This is a genomic window from Pseudomonas sp. Irchel s3h17, from assembly GCF_900187505.1.
Taxonomy (GTDB): Bacteria; Pseudomonadota; Gammaproteobacteria; order Pseudomonadales; family Pseudomonadaceae; genus Aquipseudomonas.
Genome location: NZ_FYDL01000012.1, coordinates 80,559 through 105,336, shown reverse-complemented (window position 1 = coordinate 105,336; position 24,778 = coordinate 80,559). Strand labels below are relative to the sequence as shown.

Genomic DNA, 24,778 nt, shown 5'->3' with positions numbered 1-24,778 from the left:
CAAGCTACAAGCGGCCCTCAATCCTGGCCCGTGTCCTTGATCAAATGCGCGGCCAGCGTGCGTAGCGGCCCCAATTGCCGGCAGATCAGCGCCAGCTGAGTCTGCACCAGGCGCTGGCCTTCATCGGTCTCATCGGGCATCTGCTCGAGCTCGGCGGCCAGGGCTTCCTCGTCGTCACTCTGGATCGCAATCGGCAATTTGTTTGCCAGGCCCTGGGCGATGTCGTCGATGCTGGCGGCCAGGCTGGCGCCGGCACCGTTGATCAGTTGCTCCCGGACGTCATCCGGGAGCTGGGTTTCACGGTGCGCGCCCAGCCCCGAAAGGTAGCTGAGCAGGGTGTGGGACAGCACCAGGAAGCGGAAGCCGACGTCCGCTTCCTTGCGAAAGTGCCCCGGTTCCATGAGCATGTTGGCCAGGGTGGTCGACAGCGCGGCGTCGGCGTTGTGGGCATTGCGGCGGGCCAGGCGATAGGCCAGGTCGTCGCGTTTGCCGGCGGCGTATTGCTGCATGATTTGCCGCAAGTAGATGCTGTTGCAGGTCAGGGTATTGGCCAGCACCTTGTTCAGTCGTCGACCCTGCCAGTCCGGCAGGAACAGGAAGACGGCGAGCCCGGCGATCAGGCTGCCGAGCAAGGTATCGAACAGGCGTGGCAGGAACAGCCCGTAACCATCCCCCACCTGATTGAAGCAGAACAGCACCATCAGGGTAATGGCCGCCGTGGCCAGGGTGTAGCGCGTGGTGCGATAGATAAAGAACACCACCCCGGCGGCGATGGCGAAACACGATTGCACCAGCGGATTGGGGAACAGGTCGAACAGCGCCCAGGCCACGGTGAGGCCAATGGCCGTGCCGATGATCCGCTGGCCGAGTTTGCGCCGCGTCGCGCCATAGTTCGGTTGGCAGACAAACAGTGTGGTGAGGATGATCCAGTAGCCCTGGGAGGGGTGGATCAGGTGCACCATGCCGTAGCCGATGGTCAGGGCCAGGGGCAACCGCAGGGCATGGCGGAACAGCAGCGAGGTGGGGGTCAGCTGCGTGCGCAGCCGTGTCCACACATCCTTGAGGTTGCGCGGCGAACGATCCAGCAGGCTGCTGTCGGTGGCGTCCGCCAGGGCATCGGGGTTGCTGGCATCGCTGAGCAGGCGGTCGAGGGTGCCGAGGTTGGCCGCCAGTGCGCGCAACGAGCGCAGCAAGCCACGCCAGGCCGGGTTGCTCTGCACGCGCAAGTGTTCCAGGGAGGCGTCCAGATCGCTCAAGGCTTGCGCAAAGCTGGCGTCGTAGACGAACGGCTGGCGCATCTGGATCGACTCGGCCAGCGCCCGGCAGGCCTTGCCTTGCTGGCGCAGCAGGCGTTGGCAGCGGAACAGCACGTCACTGTGAAAGAACGCGTCGGCCAGGGCGTTGTAGGGATAGTGCGAAGAACTGGCGCGCTCGTGGATATCCTGGGCAAGGAAATACAGCTTCAGGTAGCGGCTGACTTTCGAGCCTGGTCGACCGTTGCCGACCCGATGCAGGATGATCTCCTTGGCGGCGTTCAGGGCGGCCACCACCCGACCGTTCTGCTGGGCCAGTTCAAGGCGACGGGCTTCGACGTCCATCTGGCGGATCGGCTCGAACAGCGACGACTTGAGCTTGAGGTAAAACCCCAACTCGCGAAACAGCCGCGCCAGGCTTTGCTGCACTGGCTGGTTGGAGAACAGTGCCTGCCACAGCACCGACAGCAAGCCGTACCAGGCGGCGCCGGCGACCAGCAGCACCGGTTCATGCCAGAAATCGGTGACCGCGCCACCACGCTGGTCCACGCCGATCATGGTGTAGACCGACAGAATCAGGGTGGCCGAGGCAATCGCACCATAACGTTCGCCCAGTGCCCCGAGCATGGTCAGGCCAAAGCTCGCCAGCGCCAGGGCAAACACGAAGATGTAGGGGTAGGGGAACAGCCACTCGACCGAGAACGCGGCAACGCTGAAGCACACCAGTGTCACCGCCAGCGCATTCAGGCGGCCCTGCCAGCTGTCATCGGTCTCGGCCAGGGCGCTGGCGATGATCCCCAGGAACAGCGGGATCAGCAGGCCCATCTCGTCCTGGTACCAACACAGCGCCATGCTGCCGGTCAGGGCGATGAACACCCGAACGCTGTAGCTGAACTTATCCAGTGCCCAAAGGCGACGCAGAGACTGACGAAACGAAGTCGATGACATGAAGTGCGAAGGCCTTCCGAGGCAATGACACTAAATTGAGCCAGTAATGACGTCGACGCAATGGCGCCGATCACATCTGGCAGCAAAAAGTGTTCCTTGCTGGGCGAAGGTGTCAGGTCTGCATTGAGCTCGTGGCGAGGGAGCTTGCTCCCGTCGGCCGGTCCGCGTCAGGGGCGCAGCTTTCGTAAATCCAGCGTATACGGTGTGTCTGACAGATTGCGATGACTGATGTAGGGCCCGCTGCGCAGGCCAGCGGGAGCAAGCTCCCTCGCCACAAAGCCCGCTCCCAGAATCTGATTAGTGTGCGACGTTGAATCAGGCGTACTGCGCCGCCGCATAACCCGAGGCCCAGGCCCATTGGAAGTTGAAGCCGCCCAGGTGTCCGGTGACATCGAGTACTTCGCCGATGAAGTACAAGCCAGGGCTTTTCAGCGATTCCATGGTTTTCGAGGAGACTTCGTGGGTGTCGACGCCACCCAGGGTGACTTCGGCGGTGCGATAGCCTTCGGTGCCGGCCGGGACCAGCTGCCAGCTCGCGAGCTTCTCGGCGATTTCCGCGATCTCGGCGTGGGTGTACTGCTTCATCGGTTTGGAGACGAACCAGCTGTCGGCCAGCAGGTTGGCCATCTTCTTGGTGAAAATCTCGCCCAACAGGGTTTTCAACTCGCTGTTCGGTCGTTCGGCCTGTTGCTGTTGCAGCCAGGTCGGCGCGTCATGGTCCGGCATCAGGTTGATTTCAACCGTGTCACCGGATTGCCAGAACGAGGAAATCTGCAGGATCGCCGGGCCGCTGAGGCCGCGGTGGGTGAACAGGATGTTTTCGCGGAAACTCTGGTCGTTGCAGCTCACCAGGCAATCCACCGACGTGCCGGACAACTCGCCGCACAGCTCCTTGAGCTGGTCGGTGATGGTGAACGGCACCAGGCCGGCGCGGGTCGGCAGCAACGTGTGGCCGAACTGCCTGGCCACTTGATAACCAAAGCCGGTGGCGCCCAGGGTCGGGATCGACAGGCCGCCGGTGGCGATCACCAGCGACTCGCAAGTGACCTGGCCCAGGGTGGTCTCCAGCAGGTAGCCGCTCTCGGTTTTCTCGATCTGCTGGATCGAAGTGTCCAGGTGCAGGTTGACGCCCACCTGATCGCATTCGTCGAGCAACATGCCGAGGATGTCGCTGGACTTGTTATCGCAGAACAGCTGGCCGAGTTTTTTCTCGTGGTAGGGCACGCCGTGCTTGGCGACCATCCCGATGAAATCCCACTGGGTGTAGCGCGCCAGTGCGGATATGCAGAAATGTGCGTTCTGCGAGAGGAAATTGCTTGGTTCTGTGTACATGTTGGTGAAATTACAGCGTCCACCGCCGGACATGAGGATTTTCTTGCCCGCCTTGTTGGCGTGGTCCAGCAACATCACCTTGCGCCCGCGTCCGGCGGCGGTCAGTGCACACATCAACCCTGCGGCGCCAGCGCCAATGATCACGACTTCGGTAGAGCGCAAAACGGTGTCCTCAAGTTTCGGTAAGCAGGCTGGTGAAGGCTTTTGTGGCGAGGGAGCTTGCTCCCGCTCGAGTGCATAGCACTCGCAAATCCTGCTGACGCGTTCTCATTGGAAGAACTGCGCTTGCAGTTTTGGGCCGCGTTGCTCGAACGCGGACCGGCCAGGGGGAGCAAGCTCCCTTGCCACAGGGTGAGTCAACAGCAATCAGAGGATCCGCACGCGCAACGAGCGGCCTTTGATCTTGCCGTCGTTCAGGCGCTGCAGGGCCTGCTTGGCGATGCTGCGGTCGACCGCGACGTAGGCCTGGAAGTCGAAGATCGCGATCTTGCCGACCTGGGCACCCGGAACACCGGCGTCGCCGGTCAGTGCACCAAGGATGTCGCCCGGGCGGACCTTGTCTTTACGGCCGGCGCCGATGCACAGGGTGCTCATGGCCGGCAGCAGCGGGCCACCGCCCTGGGACGTCAGGTTGTCTACCTGGTCCCAGGTCAATGGCGTCTTCTGAAGTTGCTCGATGGCCTGGGCGCGATGGGCTTCGGACGGTGCGACCAGGCTGACGGCGATGCCTTTCTCACCGGCACGACCGGTACGGCCTACGCGGTGAATGTGGATTTCCGAGTCGCGGGCCAGTTCGACGTTGATCACCATGTCCAGCGCGTCGATGTCCAGGCCGCGAGCAGCGACGTCGGTGGCAACCAGTACCGAAGTGCTGCGGTTGGCGAACATCGCCAGGACCTGGTCGCGGTCACGCTGTTCCAGGTCGCCGTGCAGGCCAACGGCCGAAATGCCCTTGGCGGTCAGGTGGTCGACGGTTTCCTGCACCTGCTGCTTGGTGAAGCAGAAGGCCACGCAGGAGGCCGGGCGGAAGTGGCCGAGGACCTTGGTCACCGCGCTCATGCGCTCTTCCGGGGAGATCTCGTAGAAGCGCTGTTCGATCTGGGTGTCGTCGTGGAACGCCTCGGCCTTCACTTGCTGCGGGTTGCGCATGAACTTCGAGGCCAGCTGCTTGATGCCCACCGGGTAGGTGGCGGAAAACAGCAGGGTCTGGCGACGCTCCGGGGCCTGCATGATGATTTCTTCGATGGAGTCGTAGAAACCCATGTCGAGCATGCGGTCGGCTTCGTCGAGGACCAGGGTGTTCAGGCCGTGCAGTACCAGCGAACCCTTGCGCAGGTGTTGCTGGATGCGCCCCGGGGTGCCAACGATGATGTGCGCGCCATGTTCCAGCGAGCCGATCTGTGGGCCGAAGGACACACCGCCACACAGGGTCAGTACTTTGATGTTGTCTTCGGCGCGGGCCAGGCGACGGATTTCCTTGGCCACCTGGTCGGCCAGCTCGCGCGTCGGGCAAATCACCAGTGCCTGGCAACCGAAGTAGCGCGGGTTGATCGGGTTCAGCAGGCCGATACCGAAGGCCGCGGTCTTGCCGCTGCCGGTCTTGGCCTGGGCGATCAAGTCCATCCCCTTGAGGATCACCGGCAAGCTTTGCGCCTGGATCGGCGTCATCTGGGCATAACCGAGGGAGTCGAGGTTAGCCAGCATGGCGGCGGACAGCGGCAAAGTATTAAAAGCGGTGGCGATGGTGGTCACGGGACGGGCCTGCAAAACAAAATGTCGCGCAGTGTACCAGCCCGGTGGCCAAACGCCCGTAGTTTCCAGACGAGAAGTCGCCGAGCGCAGGCACTTATCGTCCGGAAACTAAGGCTCTATGTGTCCTTCCGGGCCTTTGACCCGCCGTCCGTCATTTGGCGACAGCTGCAAAAAGATCGCCGCCGCCAGCATGGCCATGATTCCGACCGTCACAAAGGTCAGCTGGAAGGCCTCAAGCACATTGCTGGCAGCGCCGTTTCCGGTTTCTGCGGTAAAGCCGCCCAGCAACGCGCCGGCACAGGCCACGCCCAGGCTCAGGGCCAGTTGCGCGACCACTGACAGCAGGCTGTTGCCGCTGCTGGCGCTGGCGTCGTCGAGGTCGATCAGGGTCACGGTGTTCATCGCGGTGAACTGCAAGGAGTTGATCGCCCCCAGAATCGCCAGTAGCACCAGCAGTAGCCAATACGGCGTCTGTTCGCTGACCAGGCCCATGCTCGCCAGCATGATCCCCAGTGCCAGGGTGTTGCCGGTCAGGACGATGCGGTAGCCCAGGCGCTCGATCAACGGACGTGCCACCCACTTGGCAATCATGGCCGCCGCGGCCAGCGGCAACATGCTCATCCCCGCCTGGGACGGCGAATACCCCATCGCCACTTGCAGCAGCAAGGGGACGAGAAAGGGCAGGGCGCCGCTGCCCAGGCGGGCGAACAGGTTGCCGAGAATGCCCACGGCAAAGGTCCGGGTTTTGAACAGTGAGGGGGCGAACATGGGGTTGTCGATATGCCCGGCCCGCAGCCAATACGCGGCCAGGCAGGCCATGCCGGCGAACAGCAGCAACATCACCCGCAGGTGCGGCAGGTGCAGTTCTCCCAGGCCTTCCATGGCAATGGTGATCAGCACCATGGCCGCACCAAACAGCACGAACCCGAGGCTGTCGAAGCGGGTGCGCTCGGCGCCGCGCAGGTCAGGGATGAACTTCCACACGGCATAGCAACCGAGCAGCCCCACCGGCAGGTTGATCAGGAAGATCCAGTGCCAGGTCAGGTACTGCACCATCCAGCCGCCCATGGTCGGGCCGATCAATGGACCGAGCAGGCCGGGAATGGTGATAAAGCCCATGATCCGCACCAGCTCCGAACGCGGGTACGCGCGCAGCACCACCAGGCGTCCGACCGGCAGCATCAGTGCGCCACCCAGCCCCTGGATCACCCGGGCGCCGATCAGCATGCTCAACGACTCCGACAGCGCACACAGCACCGAGCCGAAGCTGAACAGCACAATGGCACCGAAGAAGATTTTCCGGGTGCCGAAGCGGTCGGCGATCCAGCCTGAGGCCGGAATCAGCAAGGCCACTGTGAGCATGTAGGCAATGATCACGCCCTGCATGCGCAGCGGGTCTTCGGCCAGGTCGCGGGCCATGGCGGGCAGGGCGGTGTTGAGGATGGTCCCGTCCAGGGACTGCATGAAAAACGCAATCGCCACCACCCACGGGATCCAGCGGGCGGTGGTGGGGTCGAGAGCCGGGCGATTGGGCATGGGACCTCTAAGTTGGATAGTGCTCATTCCCTGTGGCGAGGGAGCTTGCTCCCGTCGGCCGATCCGCGCTCGGGCGCAGCAGTCGTAAATCCTGAACGCACGATTTATCTGACATACCGCGTGCGTCCATTCTGGGGCTGCTTCGCAGCCCAGCGGGAGCAAGCTCCCTCGCCACAGACTTATCGTGTTTACAGGGTCAAGGTCAGGCGGCTGACCAGCGCTCCCGGCAACAACGCCGAGGCGGTAGCGCGTTGGTCGTAGGTACTGGCTGACAGGATCAGCTCCCGCTCAAGGGTCAGCGCTTCCAGTTGCGAACCCAGCAAACTGTAGGCGCTGTCATCGAACCGCATGGTGCTCACCGGTGCCTGGATCTCGCCGTTCTCGACCCAGAAGGTCGCGAAACGGGTCATGCCGGTCAGGCGGGCGGCCGGTTGGTCCGAGTAGTTCAGGTACCACAGGTTGCTGATGTACAGGCCGGTGCCGAGCTGCTTGAGAATTTCGGCATCGGGCAATGTGCCTGCGGCCATGTTCAGGGCGCTGGGCGACTCGCCGTTACCGGCCCCATTGGCGCTCAGGCCGTACTCGGCGGCACTGCGCGAACTCACCAGGCGCTCGCCGGCGTTGCCGGCGACGATCAGGGCCAGGTCGCTGCGCGGGTAGCCCTCATTGGAGAACGCCGGGCTCAGGGAGCCGCTGACCTTTTCATCCAGCGACAGCAGCGGGCTGAAACGGCTGTCGCTGGCATAGAGCCGTTGCAGCGGGCTGTTCTTACTGGCAATCGACTGCGCCGAGAACCCGCCCCAGCAGAGCATGCCGAGGACTTCGTCCAGCGCCGCGGGCGCCAGGTAGGCGCGGTACTGGCCCGGAGCGAGGGTGCGCAGCGGTCGCCCCAGGAACGCCAGTTGCTCACGCGCCTGCTGGAAGCGCTGGGCGAATCCTTCGTCACTCCACGCATGGCCGGCGTAGCTGGCTTTCACGGCCTGGCCGTTGGCGTGGAACAGGCTGAAGTCAAAGTTGAAGCTGTTGGCCTGATGCCAACCAAAGGCCCCGGCGGAGCTGGCAAAGCCCCGGCTGATGGGCCCCGCGGCGTAGAAGCCGACCAGGTCCAGGCCTTCGGCGGCGCGGGCGATCGCGGCGACGACATGCTCGGTCTCCGGCAGGGGATGGGCCTGTACGTTTTTACTCTGCCAGCCGTTGTGGTTGAGCAGCAGGTACGGGTCCTGGGGCAACAACGGCAGGGTGTCGCGCAGTTGCTGCAGGCCTTCGGTCAGGCGCTGGGCGTCGACCTCGGGATCGCCTGCCAGGGTGATGCGCAAGTCGGCATGGCGCCCGTTGTTGATCAGTTTCAAGTCCAGGCTGGCCTGCTGGACCTGTCCGGCCTGGCGCACCTTGGCGTGGTTGAAGCGCACGAAGGCGGACGACTCTGCGGCGTAGCCCAGGGTGAACTGCTCTGGCTCGCGCAGGGCGGTGCGCAGGCAGGCCACCAGTGCTTTGAATTGTTCGACCTGGCTCATGACTGTCGCCATCAGGCGTCTCCCCCAAACACATCAATGTTGCTGAACACGCAGGCCGGCGACGCATGGCCGACGCGGATCACCTGATTCGGTTCGCCTTTGCCGCAGTTCGGCGTGCCCAGCACCTGGAGCGTGCTGGTATCGCCCACCGCGCTGAGGTTGCGCCAGAACTGCGCGGAGATGCCCCGGTAGTTGGGGTTCTTCACCACGCCCTTGAGTTCGCCGTTTTCGATCAGTTGGCCCCACTCGCAGCCGAACTGGAATTTGTTGCGCGCATCGTCGATGGACCATGAGCGGTTGGTCGACATCAGCACGCCGCGCTCAATGCCGCCGATCAGCTGTTCCAGCGACCGGTCGCCAGGCTCGATGTTGAGGTTGGCCATGCGGTCGATGGGCGGACGGTTCCAGCCGCAGGCGCGGCTGTTGGCGACGCCGTTCATGTCGGCCCGAAACTGCGACAGCGCACCACCGAGCGGGCGCTCCAGCAGGCCTTCGCGGATCAGGAATTGTTTGCTCGCCGCGGTGCCGTCGTCGTCATGGCCGTAGCTGGCCAGCTCCTCGGGAATGTCCGGGTCGAAGGTCACGTTGAGCAGTCGGGAGCCGTACTGCAGGCTGCCGAAGTCACTGGTCTTGACGAAGCTGGTACCGGCGTAGTTGCGCTCATCGCCGAGGATCCGGTCCAGCTCCAGCGGGTGGCCGATGGACTCGTGGATCTGCAGCATCATCTGGTCGGGCATCAGCAACAGATCGCACGTGTCTTGCGGGGTGTTGGGTGCCAGCAGCAATTGCAGGGCCTGATCGGCCACGGTCGGTCCGGCACCGATCAACCCGCAGCGACTGATCACATCGGCACCGCCTTGCTGACCGAAGTTCTCGCGGCCCAGGCTGCGGGTCTGGCTGTCATTGCCGTCGTAGGCGGTGACGTCCAGCCCCGGATACACGAAACGTTGCGCCTGACGCAGTTCGGCGCCGGCGCTATTGAGGTAGATCTGCTCGACATGGGTGATGCCGATGCTGACTTCCCAATTCACCAGGCGCTCGTCCTTGGGCACGGCGGCGGACTCGGTGCCGAGCAGTTGGTAGCACTCGCTGAGGGACGGGAAGGCCTGTTCCACATTCGGTGACAGGTAGTCGGCGCGCTCGCTGGACACCGGCTGTTGGCGCAAGTCGAGCAGGGCGTGGGCGGCGATCGAGCGGGCCTGTTGTTCGGCGCGCTCGAGGGCGGCCTGCAGGCCGGCGGGCGACAGGTCGTTGGTCGCGGCATAGGCTTCGACGCCGTTGACCCGTGCGGTCAGCATCGCGCCTTCATCGCGGCTCAGGCGTGGCGGCTCGGCAACGTTCTTGCGCACCGACAGGTACTGGCCAGACTCGCGTACATAGCGCAGCGAAAAAAACTCGGCACCCGTGCGCAGTGCCGCAAAGCGCTGCTTGAGTTGGGGGTGGAAATCGAACATTCGGAGAACCTCCTTGTGAATACGCGGTGGCCTTGAGGGCCTCTTCGCGGGCAAGCCCGCTCCCACAGGATCTGGATCAGTCGCACATTGGTGATTCACACCCTGACATTGTGGGAGCGGGCCGGGCGGCGATCCGACTTGCCCGCGAAGCTTTTGCCGCTTAAACCGGGCAACCCTTGGCGCGCAGGATGGCGTCGAAGCGATCCGGGTCCAGGGTGCCGGCCTCGATAGCCGCCAGCGTAGCCTGTTCCCGTGCCAACAAGTCGTGGCAACGCACCAGCAATTCCGGCAGTTCGGCCCGGGCGGCGGCGACCACGCCATCGCCGTCGCCGATCATCAGGTCACCCGGGGCGACCAGCATGCCGGCACAGGAGATCGGTACGTTGATCTCTCCACCACCGTCGGTGCTCGGGCCACGGTGTACGCCGCCGATGGCGTAGGCCGGCAGCTCGCCGGTTTGCCACTCGTCGAGGTCCCGTAGGGCGCCGTTGATCACCACGCCGACGATCCCGGCCTTGAGCGCCATGGCCCGCATGATGCCGCCGAACACGGCGCGGGTCAGGTCGGCGCTGCCGTCGATCACCAGCACGTCACCCGGGCGAGCCATCTGCATGGCCTTGAGGATCATCAGGTTGTCGCCCGGGCGCACGCGCACCGTCAGCGCACTGCCGAGCATCGGCGCGTTGCCGTGGAACGCTTTCAAGCCCAGGCCGCCGACGTTGCGGCCCAGGCAGTCGCTGACGGCGGCCGCGGGGATCTTGCTGAACTCGGTCAGCCATTTTGGATCGAGGGGTTCTACGTTGGGGTTGATCAGGAAGCCGGTGGGCCATTTGCTCGAAGACACGACATCAAACATGAGAAAGCCTCGTGGTCAGCCAGGTGATGGCTTGTCGGTGGGGGCGGGGGTGAAACGTTTGCGCGATGCCTAGAGTAGGCCTGCGCGGGGGGGAGGGGCAAGGGTGGGGGAGGCGGAGGGCGGATGGTTCGTGGCGAGGGAGCTTGCTCCCGCTGGGCTGCACAGCAGCCCCAAATCTGGCGATCGAGATACATCAGGTACATCGATGCGACTGATTTGGGAGCGCTTCGTGCTCCAGCGGGAGCAAGCTCCCTCGCCACAGAGGCGACGGATTACTGCGCGGTTGGGCCCACTTCACGCAATGGCTTGCCACGTACCGGGGCGTCGCCTGCGACGTAGTACTTGGCCTGGCTGCGTGGCAACGGCTGGCGACCGCGGATCTTGTCGGCGATTTTCTCGGCCATCATGATCGTTGGCGCGTTCAGGTTGCCGGTGGTGATCAGCGGCATGATCGAGGCATCGACCACACGCAGCCCCTGCATCCCGTGCACGCGGCCCTGGCCATCGACCACGGCCATCTCGTCGGTGCCCATCTTGCACGAGCAGGACGGGTGGAACGCGGTTTCGGCGTGCTCACGGATGAATTTATCCAGTTGCTCGTCGGTCTGTACCTCGATGCCCGGGCTCAGTTCGCGACCACGGAAGGGGTCCAGGGCTGGCTGCTGCATGATTTCACGGGTCAGGCGGATGCCGTCGCGGAATTCCTGCCAGTCCTGCTCGGTGGCCATGTAGTTGAACAGGATGCTCGGGTGCTGGCGCGGATCCTTGGATTTGACCTGGATACGGCCGCGGCTTGGCGAGCGCATGGAACCCATGTGTGCCTGGAAGCCGTGCTCTTTCACGCCGTTGCTGCCGTTGTAGTTAATCGCGACCGGCAGGAAGTGGTACTGAATGTTCGGCCATTCGAAGTCTGGACGAGTTCGGATGAAACCGCCGGCTTCGAACTGGTTGCTGGCGCCGATACCGGTGCCGTTGAACAGCCACTCGGCACCAATGGCTGGCTGGTTGTACCAGAGCAGCGACGGGTACAGCGAAACCGGCTGGGTGCATGCGTATTGCAGGTACAGTTCCAGGTGGTCCTGCAGGTTCTCGCCCACGCCTGGCAGGTCGTGGACCACCGGGATGTCCAGGCTTTCCAGGAGCTTGGCCGGGCCAACGCCGGAACGTTGCAGGAGCTGTGGCGAAGCGATTGCGCCGCTGCACACCAGCACTTCCTTGCGGGCACGGGCTTCAACGCGTTCTTCGGCGCTGCCAACCAGGTAGCGCACGCCAACGGCACGCTTGCCTTCGAACAGAATCTTGTCGGTCAGGGCGTGGGTGACGATGTTCAGGGTCGAACGCTTCTTGGCGGTGTCCAGGTAGCCGCGCGCGGTGCTGGAGCGACGGCCTTTGGGCGTCACGGTACGGTCCATCGGGCCGAAACCTTCCTGCTGGTAGCCGTTCAGGTCGCAGGTTTGTGGGTAACCGGCCTGTACGCCTGCTTCAACCATCGCGTGGAACAGCGGGTTGTTGCCGGCTTTAGGGGTGGTCACGCTGACCGGGCCTTCGCCACCGTGGTAGTCGTTCGGGCCGATGTCACGGGTTTCCGCTTTGCGGAAGTACGGCAGGCAGTCCAGGTACGTCCAGTCCTCAAGGCCAGGGTTTTTCGCCCAGCCGTCGTAGTCCATGGCGTTGCCGCGGATGTAGCACATGCCGTTGATCAGGGACGAGCCGCCGAGGCCCTTGCCGCGACCGCATTCCATCCGGCGACCGTCCATGTGTGGCTCTGGATCGGTTTCGTAGGCCCAGTTGTAGCGACGGCCTTGCAGCGGGAACGCCAGGGCCGCAGGCATTTGCGTGCGGAAGTCGAAACGGTAGTCCGGGCCGCCGGCTTCGAGCAGCAGGACGGTGACGCCTTCGTCTTCGGTCAGACGGGTCGCCAGGGTATTACCGGCCGAGCCGGCACCCACAATGATGTAGTCGTATTCTTGGGACATTGAATGCACCCTCTTTGAAGTTGGTCAGGTCGCGGTTGCCAAGCTGTCACTCACTGTGGCGAGGGAGCTTGCTCCCGCTCGGCTGCGCAGCAGTCGCAAATCAGCGACCGTGTTCTGTTTGAATGAGCGCTGAACCTAAAGATGGGGCCGCTTCGCAGCCCAGCGGGAGCAAGCTCCCTCGCCACAACGGCCCGCAACTTCAGGACTGCAGCGGATCAGAACACCGAGGCGTAATCGCCCAGCTCAACCTGTACCGATTTGATGCGAGTGAAGTTGTTCAGCGAGCTGATGCCGTTCTCACGGCCCACACCCGACTGCTTGTAGCCACCGACCGGCATCTTGGCGTCGGACTCGCCCCAGGCGTTGATCCAGCAGATACCGGCTTCGAGCTGATGAATCACGCGGTGAGCGCGGTTCAGGTCCTTGGTCACGACGCCAGCGGCCAGGCCGAAGTCGGTGTCGTTGGCGCGGCGGATCACTTCTTCTTCGGTTTCATAGGTGAGGATGCTCATCACCGGGCCGAAGATCTCTTCACGAACGATGGTCATGTCGTCGGTGCAGTCGGTGAACACGGTCGGCGCCACGAACGCGCCCTTGGCGAACTCGCCGTCGGTCAAGCGACCGCCGCCGCACAGGACGCGAGCGCCTTCTTCCTTGCCCTTGGCGATGTAGCCCAGCACGCTTTCCATGTGGGCGAAGCTGACCAGTGGGCCGAAGTTGGTGTTCTCGTCTTGCGGGTTGCCAACGCGGATGCGGGCAACGCGCTCAACGATCTTGGCTTCGAAAGCGGCTTTCAGGTGGCTCGGTACGAACACGCGAGTGCCGTTGGTGCAGACCTGACCGGAGCTGTAGAAGTTGGCCATCATGGCGGTGTCGGCTGCGCGATCCAGGTCGGCGTCGTCGAAAATGATCAGCGGGGACTTGCCACCCAGTTCCATGGTCACGTCTTTGAGCGAGGAAGCGGAGGCGCTGGCCATGACTTTCTTGCCGGTGTCGGTGCCGCCGGTGAAGGAGATTTTTTCGATGCGCGGGTGCTCGGTCAGCCAGGTGCCGACTTCACGGCCGCTGCCGGTCAGGACGTTGAACACGCCGTCTGGCAGGCCTGCCTCGGTGTAGATCTCGGCCAGTTTCAAGGTGGTCAGGGAAGTGACTTCGCTTGGCTTGAAGATCATCGCGTTACCGGCCGCCAGGGCAGGCGCGGATTTCCACAGGGCGATCTGGATCGGGTAGTTCCACGCGCCGATACCGGCCACGACACCCAGCGGCTCGCGACGGGTGTAGACGAACGAGGTGGTGCGCAGCGGGATTTGCTCGCCTTCGATGGCGGGCACCAGGCCTGCGTAGTATTCCAGTACGTCTGCGCCAGTCACGATGTCGACGTAGCGGGTTTCGGAGTACGACTTGCCGGTGTCCAGGGTTTCCAGGGCGGCCAGTTCATCGTTGCGCTCGCGCAGGATGTCAACGGCACGGCGCAGGATGCGCGAACGCTCCATGGCGGTCATCGCGGCCCAGATTTTCTGGCCTTTTTCGGCGCTGACGACAGCGCGTTCAACGTCGTCGAAGGTCGCACGTTGCACTTTGGCGAGAACTTCACCGTTAGCCGGGTTGATGGCTTCGAAGGTGGCATCGCTGCCAGCGTCGGTGTAGCCGCCATCGATGTAGAGTTTTTGCAGTTCGAAACGGGCCATAGAGTCCTCGCAAGTGCATAAGTGGTTGGGCTAAAAACGACTGCGCTCGACAATCCTGCGTGGAAAACCTCCTCGTAATGCTCATTGACTAACGTCAACTCTGCTTACTCGTCGGTTTTCGCCTTGTCTTGCCTTCGCTCGCTACGTTTTAAACCGTGTATTTATTTAGTTTTCTGGTCTATGCACTCGTGCTTTTGCACTCCTGCTTGGCCAGTTGGATATCCATGTATTCGTAAGCGATTCGTTGCGCCTGCTCGGTGTCGAAAGCGTCTCCCGACAGCGCGCCGCGCAACCACAAGCCATCGATGAGCGCTGCCAGGCCGCGGGCGGCGCTGCGCGCTTGATCAAGCGGCAACACGCGGCGGAACTGGCAGCACAGGTTGGAATACAGGCGGTGATCGTTGATCCGCTGCAACCTGTGCAAAGACGGCTGGTGCATGCTGGTGGCCCAGAAGGCCAGCCAGGTTTTCATTGCCGGGCCATTGACCTGGCTGGCGTCGAAGTTGCCTTCGATAATCACCTGCAGATGAGCCCGTGGGCTGTCATCTCCCAACACCTGGCGGCGCGCGGTGACGTTCTCGCTGAGGACGCTCATCAGATACCGCATCGTGGCGGCGATCAGGCCATTCTTGTCCTGAAAATAGTGACTGATGATGCCATTCGAGACACCGGCCAAACGGGCGATCAGCGCAATGCTGGCGTCCCCCATTCCGACCTGGTCGACGGCCTGCAACGTGGCTTCGATCAATTGCTGGCGGCGGATGGGTTGCATACCGACCTTGGGCATCTTGCACATCTCCTTAGGCCTTCCAGCGGTCGACAAGCGGCTGCTGGATTGAGGGCCAGTCTATTTTGTTTTGATTGAACGTTCAATCAACAAAGAATAAGATCTGCGACAAATCGTCGCTACCTACAGGTTTTTCCTCGGTGTAGTCGTCGGAAAAACGACATCCCCAAAAGCTCGAAACCCACGCGGTGCATGCTGCGAACCGATAGCGACGGACGAAGTGAATGGGCATGACGCTTAGGGTCATGTGCGACGTCTTGTACGCGCGCAAGACCTTCGAGGTCGGTTCTCCATGCTTGTGCCGCGGTTTCGGGCTTTTTTCGGGGTGTCTTTATATCACCCGTCGGTCGACTGCCAACTAACCGATTGGTCGGGTGCTGCTTTGCCTTGTGTCCTTCTCTCGCACTGCCTGGAGCATCTGTGCAATGAGTTCTGCCTCTCTTATAAAGACCCCACCCGAGAAGGTGACGGTCAACGGTTGGGTGTTCTACACCTCCACCGCATTGATTCTGCTGCTGACCGCCATTCTCATTGCCGCGCCGCAAGAAGCCGGGAGAATGCTGGGGGTTGCCTAGGCCTGGTTGTCGCGAAGCTTCGGCTGGTACTACATGGTGGTGATCGCCGCCTACCTGGTATTCGTTGTGGGCCTGGCGTTTTCGTCCTACGGCAAGCTCAAGCTGGGCAGCAAGGACGACACCCCGGACTTCAGCTATGGCGCCTGGGCCGGGATGCTGTTCTCGTCCGGTATCGGCATCTCGCTGCTGTATTTCGGTGCTTCCGAGCCTCTGGACCACTACTTCAACCCGCCAGAAGGCGTGGCCGGCAGCAACCTGGCGGCGCGTCAGGCGGTACAGCTGACCTTCCTGCACTGGGGCCTGCATGGCTGGGCGATCTATGCCCTGGTCGGCCTGGCGGTGGCGTACTTTGCCTATCGTCATAACCAGCCGCTGGCGTTGCGTTCGGCGTTGTATCCGCTGGTGGGCGAGCGCTGGGTCAAGGGCGTGGCCGGTCATGCGGTGGACGGCTTCGGCAAATACGACTTGATGGGCTTCACTCAGGATCAGATCACCCGTGACGTGCTCGATCAGTTTGAAAGCCATCGGCAACTCCTTGGCCGGGTTTACAGCTAAGACTTGAGGTGATGCGGTGCATCAACTGCACCGCAGCACCATTGTGGCCAGGGAGCTTGCTCCCGCTGGGCTGCGAAGCGGCCCCAAAACCCGCGACCCGGTTCTTGCAGATAAACCGCGCTGTATGGATTTGCGGTTGCTACGCAACCGAGCGGGAGCAAGCTCCCTCGCCACAGTTGTCCGTGTTCCTGGTCATATATGTGTACGAACAAAAACGCCGCGATCCTCTCGCGGCGTTTTTGTGTCTGCTGCCCTTACCCCAGGTTCTTGCCGAGCAGCGCGTGGTACAGCTCGCTGTCGCCCAGGATCCCCACGACGTGTTGGTTGTCGTGCAGCACCAGCTTGTTGCCGGTCTGATAGCGAATCTGCAGCGCGTCGCGCATGCCGATGTTGGAGTCCACCAGGGTTGGGCGGCGGCCCAGGCCTTCAACGGCTTGCCCCGGTGCCCAGTTCTGCAGGTCCAGGGCCGAGCCGTTCTGGCGCGCGCCCTTGATGGTGTTGCCTTCGGCCAGGTCCAGCCACGAGTCACCGCCCGGGTCCAGGCACACGGAGCCGTTGATGCGCTTGCAGTTGTCCAGGGTGCGCATCAGGCTGCGTCCGCACAAGACGTTCAGCGGGTTGGTGTGCGCGACGAAGGTTCGTACGTAGTCATCGGCCGGGTTGAGGACAATCTCTTCCGGCTTGCTGTACTGGATGATCCGGCCGTCTTTCATGATCGCGATGCGGCTGCCGAGTTTCAGGGCTTCATCCAGGTCGTGACTCACGAACACAATGGTCTTGCTCAGCTTGCGTTGCAGCTCCAGCAATTCGTCCTGCAGACCTTGGCGGATCAGCGGGTCGAGGGCCGAGAAGGGTTCGTCCATCAGCAGGATATCGGCGTCCATCGCCAGCGCCCGGGCCAGGCCCACGCGTTGCTGCATGCCGCCGGAGAGCTCGTCGGGCTTCTTGTTGCGCCATTGGGTCAGGCCCACCAGCTCCAGCTTCTCGTCCACCAGTTTGCGCCGTTCCTTCTCGGGGCGGCCCTGCATCTCCAGGCCAAAGCTGATGTTCTCGCGCACGGTCAGCCAGGGCATCAGGGCGAACTTCTGGAACACCATGGCGATGCGCTGGGTGCGCATCATTTTCAGCTCGGCCGGGGTGCAGGACGCGATGTCGATCTGCCGGCCTTCATGCTCGACGAACAGCTTGCCACGGCTGACGGTGTTGAGGCCGTTGATGCAGCGCAGCAGGCTGGATTTACCGGAGCCGGACAGGCCCATCAGCACACAGATTTCACCTTTCTCGATATCCAGGCTGGCCTTTTCAACGCCGACGATCTGCCCGGTCTTTTTCAGGATCTCGTTGCGGGTCATGCCCTGGTCCAGCAGCTTGAGGGCCTCGCGTGGATCCTTGGAGAAGATAACGTCTACGTTATCGAAGCGGATTATGCTCATGCGTCACCCCCTACTTTGGCGTCGGGTTGTTTGCAGATACGGTCGAGCATGATCGCCAGCAGTACGATCGCCAGGCCTGCTTCGAAGCCCAGGGCGATATCAGCGGTATTCAGTGCGTTGACCACGGGTTTGCCCAGGCCATCGGCACCCACCAGTGCCGCGATCACCACCATCGACAGCGACAGCATGATGCACTGGGTGATACCGGCCGCGATGCTAGGCATGGCGTGGGGCAGTTCAATGCGCGAGAGCAGCTGGCGGCGCGAGCAGCCAAAGGCCTTGCCGGCATCCATCAGTTCCTGCGGTACATCGCGAATGCCCAGGTAGGTCAGGCGGATGGGCGCGGCAATCGCGAACACCACCGTGGAGATCAGCCCCGGGACGACACCCAGACCAAACAGGGTCAGGGTAGGAATGAGGTACACGAACGTCGGTACGGTCTGCATCAGATCGAGTACGGGACGCATCATCGTGTAGAACATCGGTTTGTGCGCGGCGACGATGCCCAACGGCACGCCAATGAGCACGCAGACCAGGGTGGCGAACAGCACCTGGGCGAGGGTTTCCATGGTTTCCTGCCAGTAACCCAGGTTGAGGATCAGCAGGAAGGACAGGACGACGAAGGCGGTCAGGCCCCATTTGCGTTGAATGAAGTGCGCCAGCAGTGCGATGAGCCCGATCAATGCCAGCGGGTTGAACCAGGTCAGCGCAAACGTCACGCCGTGAATCATCGTTTCCAGTGTCACGGCAATTGCGTCGAAGGTGTTGGCGCCGTGTTGCGTCAACCATTCAACGAAGCCCGCGATGTACTGGCCTAAAGGGATTTTCTGATCAATCAGCATGGTAGTGAACGTCCGCATGCAAGGAAATAAACAGCCCGGGCGAGCACGCTCGCCCGGCATCAACGATTACTGTGCGAGCTTGGCTTTCACGGCCTCCAGGCCTGGTTTACCGTCAATGGTGGTCACGCCAGCGAGCCAGGTATCGAGCACTTGTGGGTTCTTCTTCAGCCACGCTTTGGCAGCCGCGTCTGCTTTCATCTTGTCGTCCAGAACATTGCCCATCAGGGTGCTTTCCATGTCCAGGGTGAACGACAGGTTTTTCAGCAACTGCCCGACGTTGCTGCACTCCTGGCTGTAGCCTTTGCGAGTGTTGGTGTAGATGGTGGCCTGGCCATAGTTGGGGCCGAAGAACTCATCGCCCCCGGTCAGGTACTTCATCTTGAAACGGGTGTTCATCGGGTGCGGTTCCCAGCCCAGGAATACCACGTCGGTGCTACGGCGCGAGGCGCGCTCGACCTGGGACAGCATGCCAGCCTCGCTGGACTCGACGACCTTGAAGCCGGCGTCCTTGAGGCCGAAGGCGTTCTTGTCGATCATGCTCTGGATCATGCGATTGCCGTCGTTGCCAGGCTCGATACCGTAGATCTTGCCGTCGAGTTCTTTCTTGAACTTGGCGATGTCGGAGAAGTCCTTCAGACCTTTTTCGTACAGCGCTTCAGGAACCGCCAGGGTGTACTTGGCGTTTTCCAGGTTGGCGCGCACGGTTTCCACGGTGCCGGCATCACGGTATGGCTTGATGTCGTTTTCCATGGTCGGCATCCAGTTGCCGAGGAACACGTCCATGTTCTTGCCGTCAGCCAGCGACTTGTAGGTCACCGGCACGGAGATCATGGTGGTCTTGGTCTTGTAGCCCAAGGCGTCGAGGATGACGCTGGTGGCGGCTGTCGTCACGGTGATGTCGGTCCAGCCAACATCGGAGAAGTTTACGGTACTGCATTGCGCCGGTTCTGTGGCTTGAGCCAGAAGCGGCAGACTCAGCATGGCGGCCAACAACAACGACGGGGAACCTTTCATGGGTGGACTCCTTGGTGTTTTTTTGGCGGTGTTCCGACAGGACAGCCGCACTTATAAGTGTTGCGGTTGGTGGCGCTGGAGACAGCTGTGCCACGGCGCTTCGCAATCGAGTCGTAACTGATCATGTACCAGTGAAAATCTGACGCCTACAGGGCGCGTCGTATCCAGTACAGGGAGGGTCGCATCCAGTGTCAGTGAGGTCGTTTACAGCTTTATTCGGACCTTTTTAGTCCTCTGAGCCGCAAAAAAACGGCCGAAATGTGTCGTCTGCGGCCTGCGGCGTTAGTGGGCATGAGTGCGTCGGTGTGAGACGTCGCGTGACCTGACAAAAGCTTGATGATGCGGGCCTGTCAACGGATTGCTGCTTGAGCGTAGCAGCTCCGTCACCGGGTGCCTCGGCACCCGGAATCTGCTCACCGAGGAGTCTCGTACGTCATGGCTATCAGCGTTTTCGACCTGTTCAAAATCGGCATCGGCCCTTCCAGCTCGCACACCGTGGGGCCCATGCGCGCAGCGGCGTTGTTCGTCGAATCACTGCGTGAGCAACAGCGCCTGGAACAGGTTCGGCGCGTCGAAGTGCAACTGTTCGGCTCCTTGTCGGCCACCGGTATCGGCCACGGCAGCGACAACGCGGTGATCATGGGGTTGATGGGTGAGTGGCCGGACGCAATCGACCCGTCGCAAATCGGCATTCGCATCGACACCCTGCGCGAGACCGATACCTTGCTGCTGGACGGCCGTTTACCGGTGCCATTCGTTTGGGCGCGGGACATGCGCCTGATCGATGAAAACCTGCCCTTCCACCCCAATGCCATGACCCTGGTGGCCGAAGGGGACAACGGCGAGCTGCACCGTGACACCTACTATTCCGTCGGCGGCGGTTTCGTCGTCGATGAGGCCCAGGCCTCAAGCGGCGTGGTGGACCTGGACAGCACGGTGCTGCCGTACGATTTCTCCAGCGCGGTGGAGTTGCTCGCGCTGTGCCGCACGCACAACCTGCGGGTTGCCGAGCTGATGATGGCGAACGAGCGGGTCTGGCGCTCTGAAGAGGAAATCCGCGGCGGCCTGATGAAGCTCTGGCGTGCAATGCAGGATTGCGTCGAGCAAGGTCTCAAGCACGAAGGCATCCTGCCGGGCGGGCTGAATGTGCGTCGGCGCGCGGCAAAGCTGCACCGCAGCCTGCAAGAGTTGAACAAACCCAACGTGATCGGCTCGACCTTGAGCGCGATGGAGTGGGTCAACCTGTTCGCGTTGGCCGTCAACGAAGAAAACGCGGCGGGCGGGCGCATGGTCACGGCACCCACCAATGGCGCGGCGGGGATCATCCCGGCGGTGCTGCATTACTTCATGAAGTTCAGCGAGGCGGTGACCGACGCCAATGTCGTCGACTACTTCCTCGGGGCGGCGGCGGTGGGCATCCTGTGTAAGAAGAACGCGTCGATTTCCGGTGCCGAAGTCGGCTGCCAGGGCGAGGTCGGTTCGGCCTGCGCGATGGCGGCGGCCGGGTTGGCGGAGATTCTCGGCGCCTCGCCCGAGCAGTTGTGCAACGCCGCGGAAATCGGCCTGGAGCACAACCTTGGCCTGACCTGCGATCCGGTCGGCGGGCTGGTACAGGTGCCGTGCATCGAGCGCAATGCGATTGCGGCGGTGAAGGCGATCAATGCGGCGCAAATGGCCTTGCGCGGTGACGGCCAGCATTTCATTTCGCTGGACCGGGTGATCCGCACCATGCGTGATACGGGGGCTGATATGCACGACAAGTACAAAGAGACCTCGCGCGGTGGGTTGGCGGTCAGTGCGGTGGAGTGTTGAGTGGCGGATGAACCCCCGCCACGGAGAGATCAACACTGCGCGCTAAGTGCGCACTCATACAGCGACGCGCCACCTTTTGGCGCGTCGCAAACAGACACGCCATTCCCGCAAGGTCAGGGCTCCAAACCGAGCCTGACCGTCCGTCGCTCGTGCCTGCGGTGACACTCTTTCTCGACGGGCCACAGCCCTGTTCCCACAAGTGCTACCGATCTGCTCACAGCCTGCCGGGCTGGGCACTCGCCAGCTCGATAACCCCTGAATCGATTTGTGTCTCGATTGACACATGTAGACACACTGCGACGTCGTTTTCAGGAGTTATTGAATGCTCATTCAACTTTAGGCATGGCAATTGCTCTGTCATGACAAAGCCCCGTCTCACGGCACGAGAACGATGGCCATAAAAAGAGCCTCCGCCTGAGGCCATCACCTGCTTTGTGTGAGGAGATACCGCGATGACGTCGTTCAACTCCGGGGCTCAACCCCAGAACCGTGCGCCTCAATCCATCGGCTTTTTGCTGCTGGACAATTTCACGCTGATTTCCCTGGCCTCCGCCGTAGAACCCCTGCGCATGGCCAACCAATTGTCCGGACGCGAGCTGTATCGCTGGACGACCCTCACCGTTGATGGCGGCCAGGTCTGGGCCAGTGACGGGCTGCAGATAACCCCTGACGCCTCCATGCACAAAGCCCCGGCCCTGGACACCATCATTGTGTGCGGTGGCATCGGCATTCAACGTACCGTGACCCGTGAGCACGTGTCGTGGCTGCAAAGCCAGGCCCGCCAGTCGCGCCGCCTCGGGGCGGTCTGCACCGGCAGTTGGGCGCTGGCCTGCGCGGGGCTGCTGGACGGCTTCGATTGCAGCGTGCACTGGGAATGCCTGGCCGCGATGCAGGAAGCCTTCCCGCGTGTGGCCATGAGCACTCGCCTGTTCACCCTCGACCGTAACCGGTTCACCAGCTCCGGCGGCACCGCGCCACTGGACATGATGCTGCACCTGATCAGCCGCGATCACGGCCGTGAGCTGTCGGCGGCGATCTCGGAAATGTTTGTCTACGAGCGCATTCGTAACGAGCAGGATCACCAGCGTGTACCGCTCAAGCACATGCTGGGGACCAATCAGCCGAAGTTGCAGGAAATCGTCGCGCTGATGGAGGCCAACCTTGAAGAGCCGATCGACCTCGATGAGCTGGCGGTGTACGTCGCCGTGTCGCGTCGTCAGCTGGAGCGGCTGTTCCAGAAATACCTGCATTGCTCGCCATCGCGTTACTACCTCAAGCTGCGCCTGATCCGCGCCCGGCAATTGCTCAAGCAAACGCCGATGTCGATCATCGAAGTGGCCTCGGTGTGCGGCTTTGTTTCCACGCCGCACTTCTCCAAGTGCTACCGCGAATACTTCGGTATTCCTCCGCGTGACGAGCGCGTGGGCTCCAACACCACCCAACAAGTGGCGATGATGCCGATCCCGCAAGCGATGGTATTGGCACCGTTGTCCGGGCCGATGTCGGCCTTGAGCCAGGCGCGCAACGAGTCGACCTTTGCCAGCGTGAGGCTGTAGTCACCTTCGAGCGGGCTTTTGTGGCGAGGGAGCTTGCTCCCGCTCGACCGCGAAGCGGTCGCACATTGGACAAACGCGTTTCTACAGACCTGACGCGTTTGTCTTTTTGGGGCTGCTACGCAACCCAGCGGGAGCAAGCTCCCTCGCCACAGGAAAGCCGTCCGCTCTGGACATCAGGCCCGTCGGCTTTGGCCTTGCTGGTATTGCGCCAATGCCGGCAGCAGTTGCTTGTCGATGGCCTGGCGTACCACGGGCAAGATCATCGCGCTGCTGGTGTACATCTGCTTGACCATGGTCCGCAGGGTGTTGGCCCGTACATCGTCCAGGCCGCGTACCGCGCACTCGCAGGCCTGTTCGGCCGTGGCGCCACTGGGCACTTCAAAACCCAGCGACTTGAGTTGGCCCAGCAGGTCTTCCTGGTCGATCAAATCGGCGTGCATCATGACGCAATCCTTCTTTAAGGGAACGGTGTCTTGCCTCGATTCTGGTGGGGGTGTCGGGCGCGAGCAAGGGCGATTTGTCGCGATGGCCGCAATACCTATGAACAGGTCGTTTTCGGCTAACTCCAGCGCTCGGCGACTGGGCACACTGGACTCAGCTCGCTACACGAAGGTTTGGTCACCCTCGCGCATCGGCTCCTCAACAGTACCCTCTGCCCCGATCCTGTCACGGCTTGATCGGGTTTTTTTTGCCTGGAAGTCCGGGAGGACCGAGGGGCCTGAGCCGGCCTAGCGTTGCAACACCAGAATGCGCGACAACAGCTCATCACGATCGACGTAGCAACCCTGGAAATGCCGGGCGCCGCTGGTGGGGTCGAAGGCATTGCGGGCATGCAGGGTGCGACGGTTGTCGAAGCACCACATCTGGCCGGGATCCAGGCGCTGGACAAGGCGGAACCTGGCCTCGCGGGTCATGGCGATAAGGCGGCGATAAGCGCGATAGAGGCTGGGCATCTGCTCGGCCGAGGCATCGAACGGACCGCGCAGAAAGTTCGCCATACGGATTTCCGACACCTGGCCCATGGCGTCCAGGGCGATGATCGGTGCCAGGCAGCGATAGTCGCTGTGGCGGTCCTTGTTGCGGAACTCCACGGGGATCTCGCACAGCGCCTGGAAGGCTTCGGGGTCTTCCTGGCGCAAGGCGACGGCGATGGCAAAACCGTCGACAAAAATGCTCTCGCCGCCGTCGGCGTCGTTGACCAGGCAATGCAGGAACTGCAGCCCCGGTTGCAACTCCCGCGTCGGCAGGTCGCTGTGCAGCGGCAGGTTGAAGGCGGTGTAGGCATTGCTGTCGGCATCGGCCCTGGATTGCACGTTGAACAGCACGCCGAAATTGCTCTCGCGGATAAACGAAATCCGCTTGGCGATCGACGTCAGGGCGCCGGGTTCGGTGGGCATGCCACGCACCTGGGTCAGGCCGGTATCGCGCAACGCCAACAACCATTGCAACAGGGCTTGCGGATCATCCATCACGGCCTGGTACTCGAACACCGGCAACTGTAACTGGCTGTCCCATAATTGGCGCTTGGGTTGGCCGACGCGGCGCTCGGCACGGGAGTCGTCGTCATAGGCATGGGCCCGCAACCAGCCGGGATCGAAGTGACTGACGTGGCCGTCCTGCCAGTCGATCCGCAGGCAGCCCTCGGTGTCCACCCGGGTGATGGCGGGAACCAGGTTTTCAGGGACGTCGACGATTTCCAGCACTTGCTCGCGAGTCACGCTGTAGACGCACTCGGCGCAGGGGCAGTTATCGCGTAACCAGGGGTGATGAAAGGGGCTGGTCCGGCCATCGGCCCACTTCACCAACACGCGATCCACCAAGGGGTGGACGGCGGTCAACGCGCTGATGATTGGGTAACGGCGAAAGTCGGCTACGGCGGCGCGGGGGTTCATGGA

At 62.4% G+C, this 24,778-nt stretch carries 17 protein-coding genes and 1 pseudogene; 3 read left to right on the top strand and 15 right to left on the bottom strand.

What is annotated here, in order from left to right:
• Positions 1–17: 17 nt before the first annotated feature.
• The 10 genes from yccS to betI all read right to left on the bottom strand — a co-directional run bounded on the left by yccS (position 18) and on the right by betI (position 15,096).
• Positions 18–2,201, bottom strand: coding sequence for a YccS family putative transporter (gene yccS / locus CKW25_RS18735; RefSeq protein ID WP_095081448.1), 2,184 nt, complete (start codon positions 2,199–2,201; stop codon positions 18–20).
• A gap of 315 nt (positions 2,202–2,516) precedes the next feature.
• Positions 2,517–3,695, bottom strand: coding sequence for an NAD(P)/FAD-dependent oxidoreductase (locus tag CKW25_RS18730; protein WP_095081446.1), 1,179 nt, complete (start codon positions 3,693–3,695; stop codon positions 2,517–2,519).
• A 204-nt stretch (positions 3,696–3,899) separates the two neighbouring features.
• On the bottom strand, positions 3,900–5,285 hold the full coding sequence (gene dbpA, locus CKW25_RS18725; protein ID WP_095081445.1) for an ATP-dependent RNA helicase DbpA: 1,386 nt from the start codon (positions 5,283–5,285) through the stop codon (positions 3,900–3,902).
• Between the two features lie 108 nt (positions 5,286–5,393).
• A complete protein-coding gene (mdtD, locus tag CKW25_RS18720) occupies positions 5,394–6,821 on the bottom strand; it encodes a multidrug transporter subunit MdtD (RefSeq protein ID WP_095081443.1) in 1,428 nt (475 codons plus the stop codon).
• 188 nt (positions 6,822–7,009) lie between these two features.
• Positions 7,010–8,347, bottom strand: a complete 1,338-nt coding sequence (locus tag CKW25_RS18715) for a TldD/PmbA family protein (RefSeq protein WP_095081441.1) — start codon at positions 8,345–8,347, stop codon at positions 7,010–7,012.
• Positions 8,347–9,789 carry a TldD/PmbA family protein gene (locus CKW25_RS18710; protein ID WP_095081439.1) on the bottom strand — a complete coding sequence of 481 codons (1,443 nt, stop codon included), beginning with the start codon at positions 9,787–9,789 and terminating at the stop codon, positions 8,347–8,349. The genes CKW25_RS18715 and CKW25_RS18710 overlap by 1 nt, the downstream gene beginning before the upstream one ends.
• Before the next feature lie 160 nt (positions 9,790–9,949).
• Positions 9,950–10,645, bottom strand: a complete 696-nt coding sequence (locus CKW25_RS18705; RefSeq protein ID WP_095081437.1) for an RraA family protein — start codon at positions 10,643–10,645, stop codon at positions 9,950–9,952.
• 272 nt (positions 10,646–10,917) lie between these two features.
• Positions 10,918–12,621 (bottom strand): choline dehydrogenase, encoded by a 1,704-nt coding sequence (gene betA / locus CKW25_RS18700; protein ID WP_095081435.1) that lies wholly within the window; start codon positions 12,619–12,621, stop codon positions 10,918–10,920.
• Between the two features lie 215 nt (positions 12,622–12,836).
• Positions 12,837–14,309, bottom strand: a complete 1,473-nt coding sequence (gene betB, locus CKW25_RS18695; RefSeq protein WP_095081433.1) for a betaine-aldehyde dehydrogenase — start codon at positions 14,307–14,309, stop codon at positions 12,837–12,839.
• Positions 14,310–14,487: 178 nt separating this feature from the next.
• Positions 14,488–15,096: a transcriptional regulator BetI gene (gene betI, locus CKW25_RS18690; RefSeq protein WP_095081431.1), complete on the bottom strand. Its 609-nt coding sequence runs from the start codon at positions 15,094–15,096 to the stop codon at positions 14,488–14,490.
• 482 nt (positions 15,097–15,578) lie between these two features.
• Here betI and CKW25_RS18685 point away from each other — a divergent pair.
• A pseudogene (locus CKW25_RS18685) lies at positions 15,579–16,127 on the top strand (BCCT family transporter); the annotation flags it as partial.
• A 353-nt stretch (positions 16,128–16,480) separates the two neighbouring features.
• On the opposite strand, the gene choV reads toward CKW25_RS18685, so the two are convergent.
• The 3 genes from choV to CKW25_RS18670 all read right to left on the bottom strand — a co-directional run bounded on the left by choV (position 16,481) and on the right by CKW25_RS18670 (position 19,515).
• Positions 16,481–17,659, bottom strand: a complete 1,179-nt coding sequence (choV, locus tag CKW25_RS18680; RefSeq protein WP_095081429.1) for a choline ABC transporter ATP-binding protein — start codon at positions 17,657–17,659, stop codon at positions 16,481–16,483.
• The gene (gene choW, locus CKW25_RS18675) at positions 17,656–18,501 is read right to left on the bottom strand and encodes a choline ABC transporter permease subunit (RefSeq protein ID WP_095081427.1); all 846 of its coding nucleotides are present in this window, start codon (positions 18,499–18,501) and stop codon (positions 17,656–17,658) included. The genes choV and choW overlap by 4 nt, the downstream gene beginning before the upstream one ends.
• A gap of 66 nt (positions 18,502–18,567) precedes the next feature.
• The gene (locus tag CKW25_RS18670; protein WP_095081426.1) at positions 18,568–19,515 is read right to left on the bottom strand and encodes a choline ABC transporter substrate-binding protein; all 948 of its coding nucleotides are present in this window, start codon (positions 19,513–19,515) and stop codon (positions 18,568–18,570) included.
• Positions 19,516–19,950: 435 nt separating this feature from the next.
• Between CKW25_RS18670 and CKW25_RS18665 the strand changes: the two genes are divergently transcribed.
• Positions 19,951–21,327: an L-serine ammonia-lyase gene (locus CKW25_RS18665; protein WP_095081424.1), complete on the top strand. Its 1,377-nt coding sequence runs from the start codon at positions 19,951–19,953 to the stop codon at positions 21,325–21,327.
• A 452-nt stretch (positions 21,328–21,779) separates the two neighbouring features.
• Complete coding sequence (locus CKW25_RS18660) at positions 21,780–22,883, top strand: GlxA family transcriptional regulator (protein WP_095081422.1); 1,104 nt, start codon at positions 21,780–21,782, stop codon at positions 22,881–22,883.
• Positions 22,884–23,056: 173 nt separating this feature from the next.
• On the opposite strand, the gene CKW25_RS18650 is transcribed toward CKW25_RS18660, so the two are convergent.
• Positions 23,057–23,326 carry a hypothetical protein gene (locus CKW25_RS18650; RefSeq protein ID WP_095081584.1) on the bottom strand — a complete coding sequence of 90 codons (270 nt, stop codon included), beginning with the start codon at positions 23,324–23,326 and terminating at the stop codon, positions 23,057–23,059.
• 285 nt (positions 23,327–23,611) lie between these two features.
• Positions 23,612–24,775, bottom strand: coding sequence for a gamma-butyrobetaine dioxygenase (locus tag CKW25_RS18640; protein WP_095081421.1), 1,164 nt, complete (start codon positions 24,773–24,775; stop codon positions 23,612–23,614).
• Positions 24,776–24,778 lie beyond the last annotated feature (3 nt).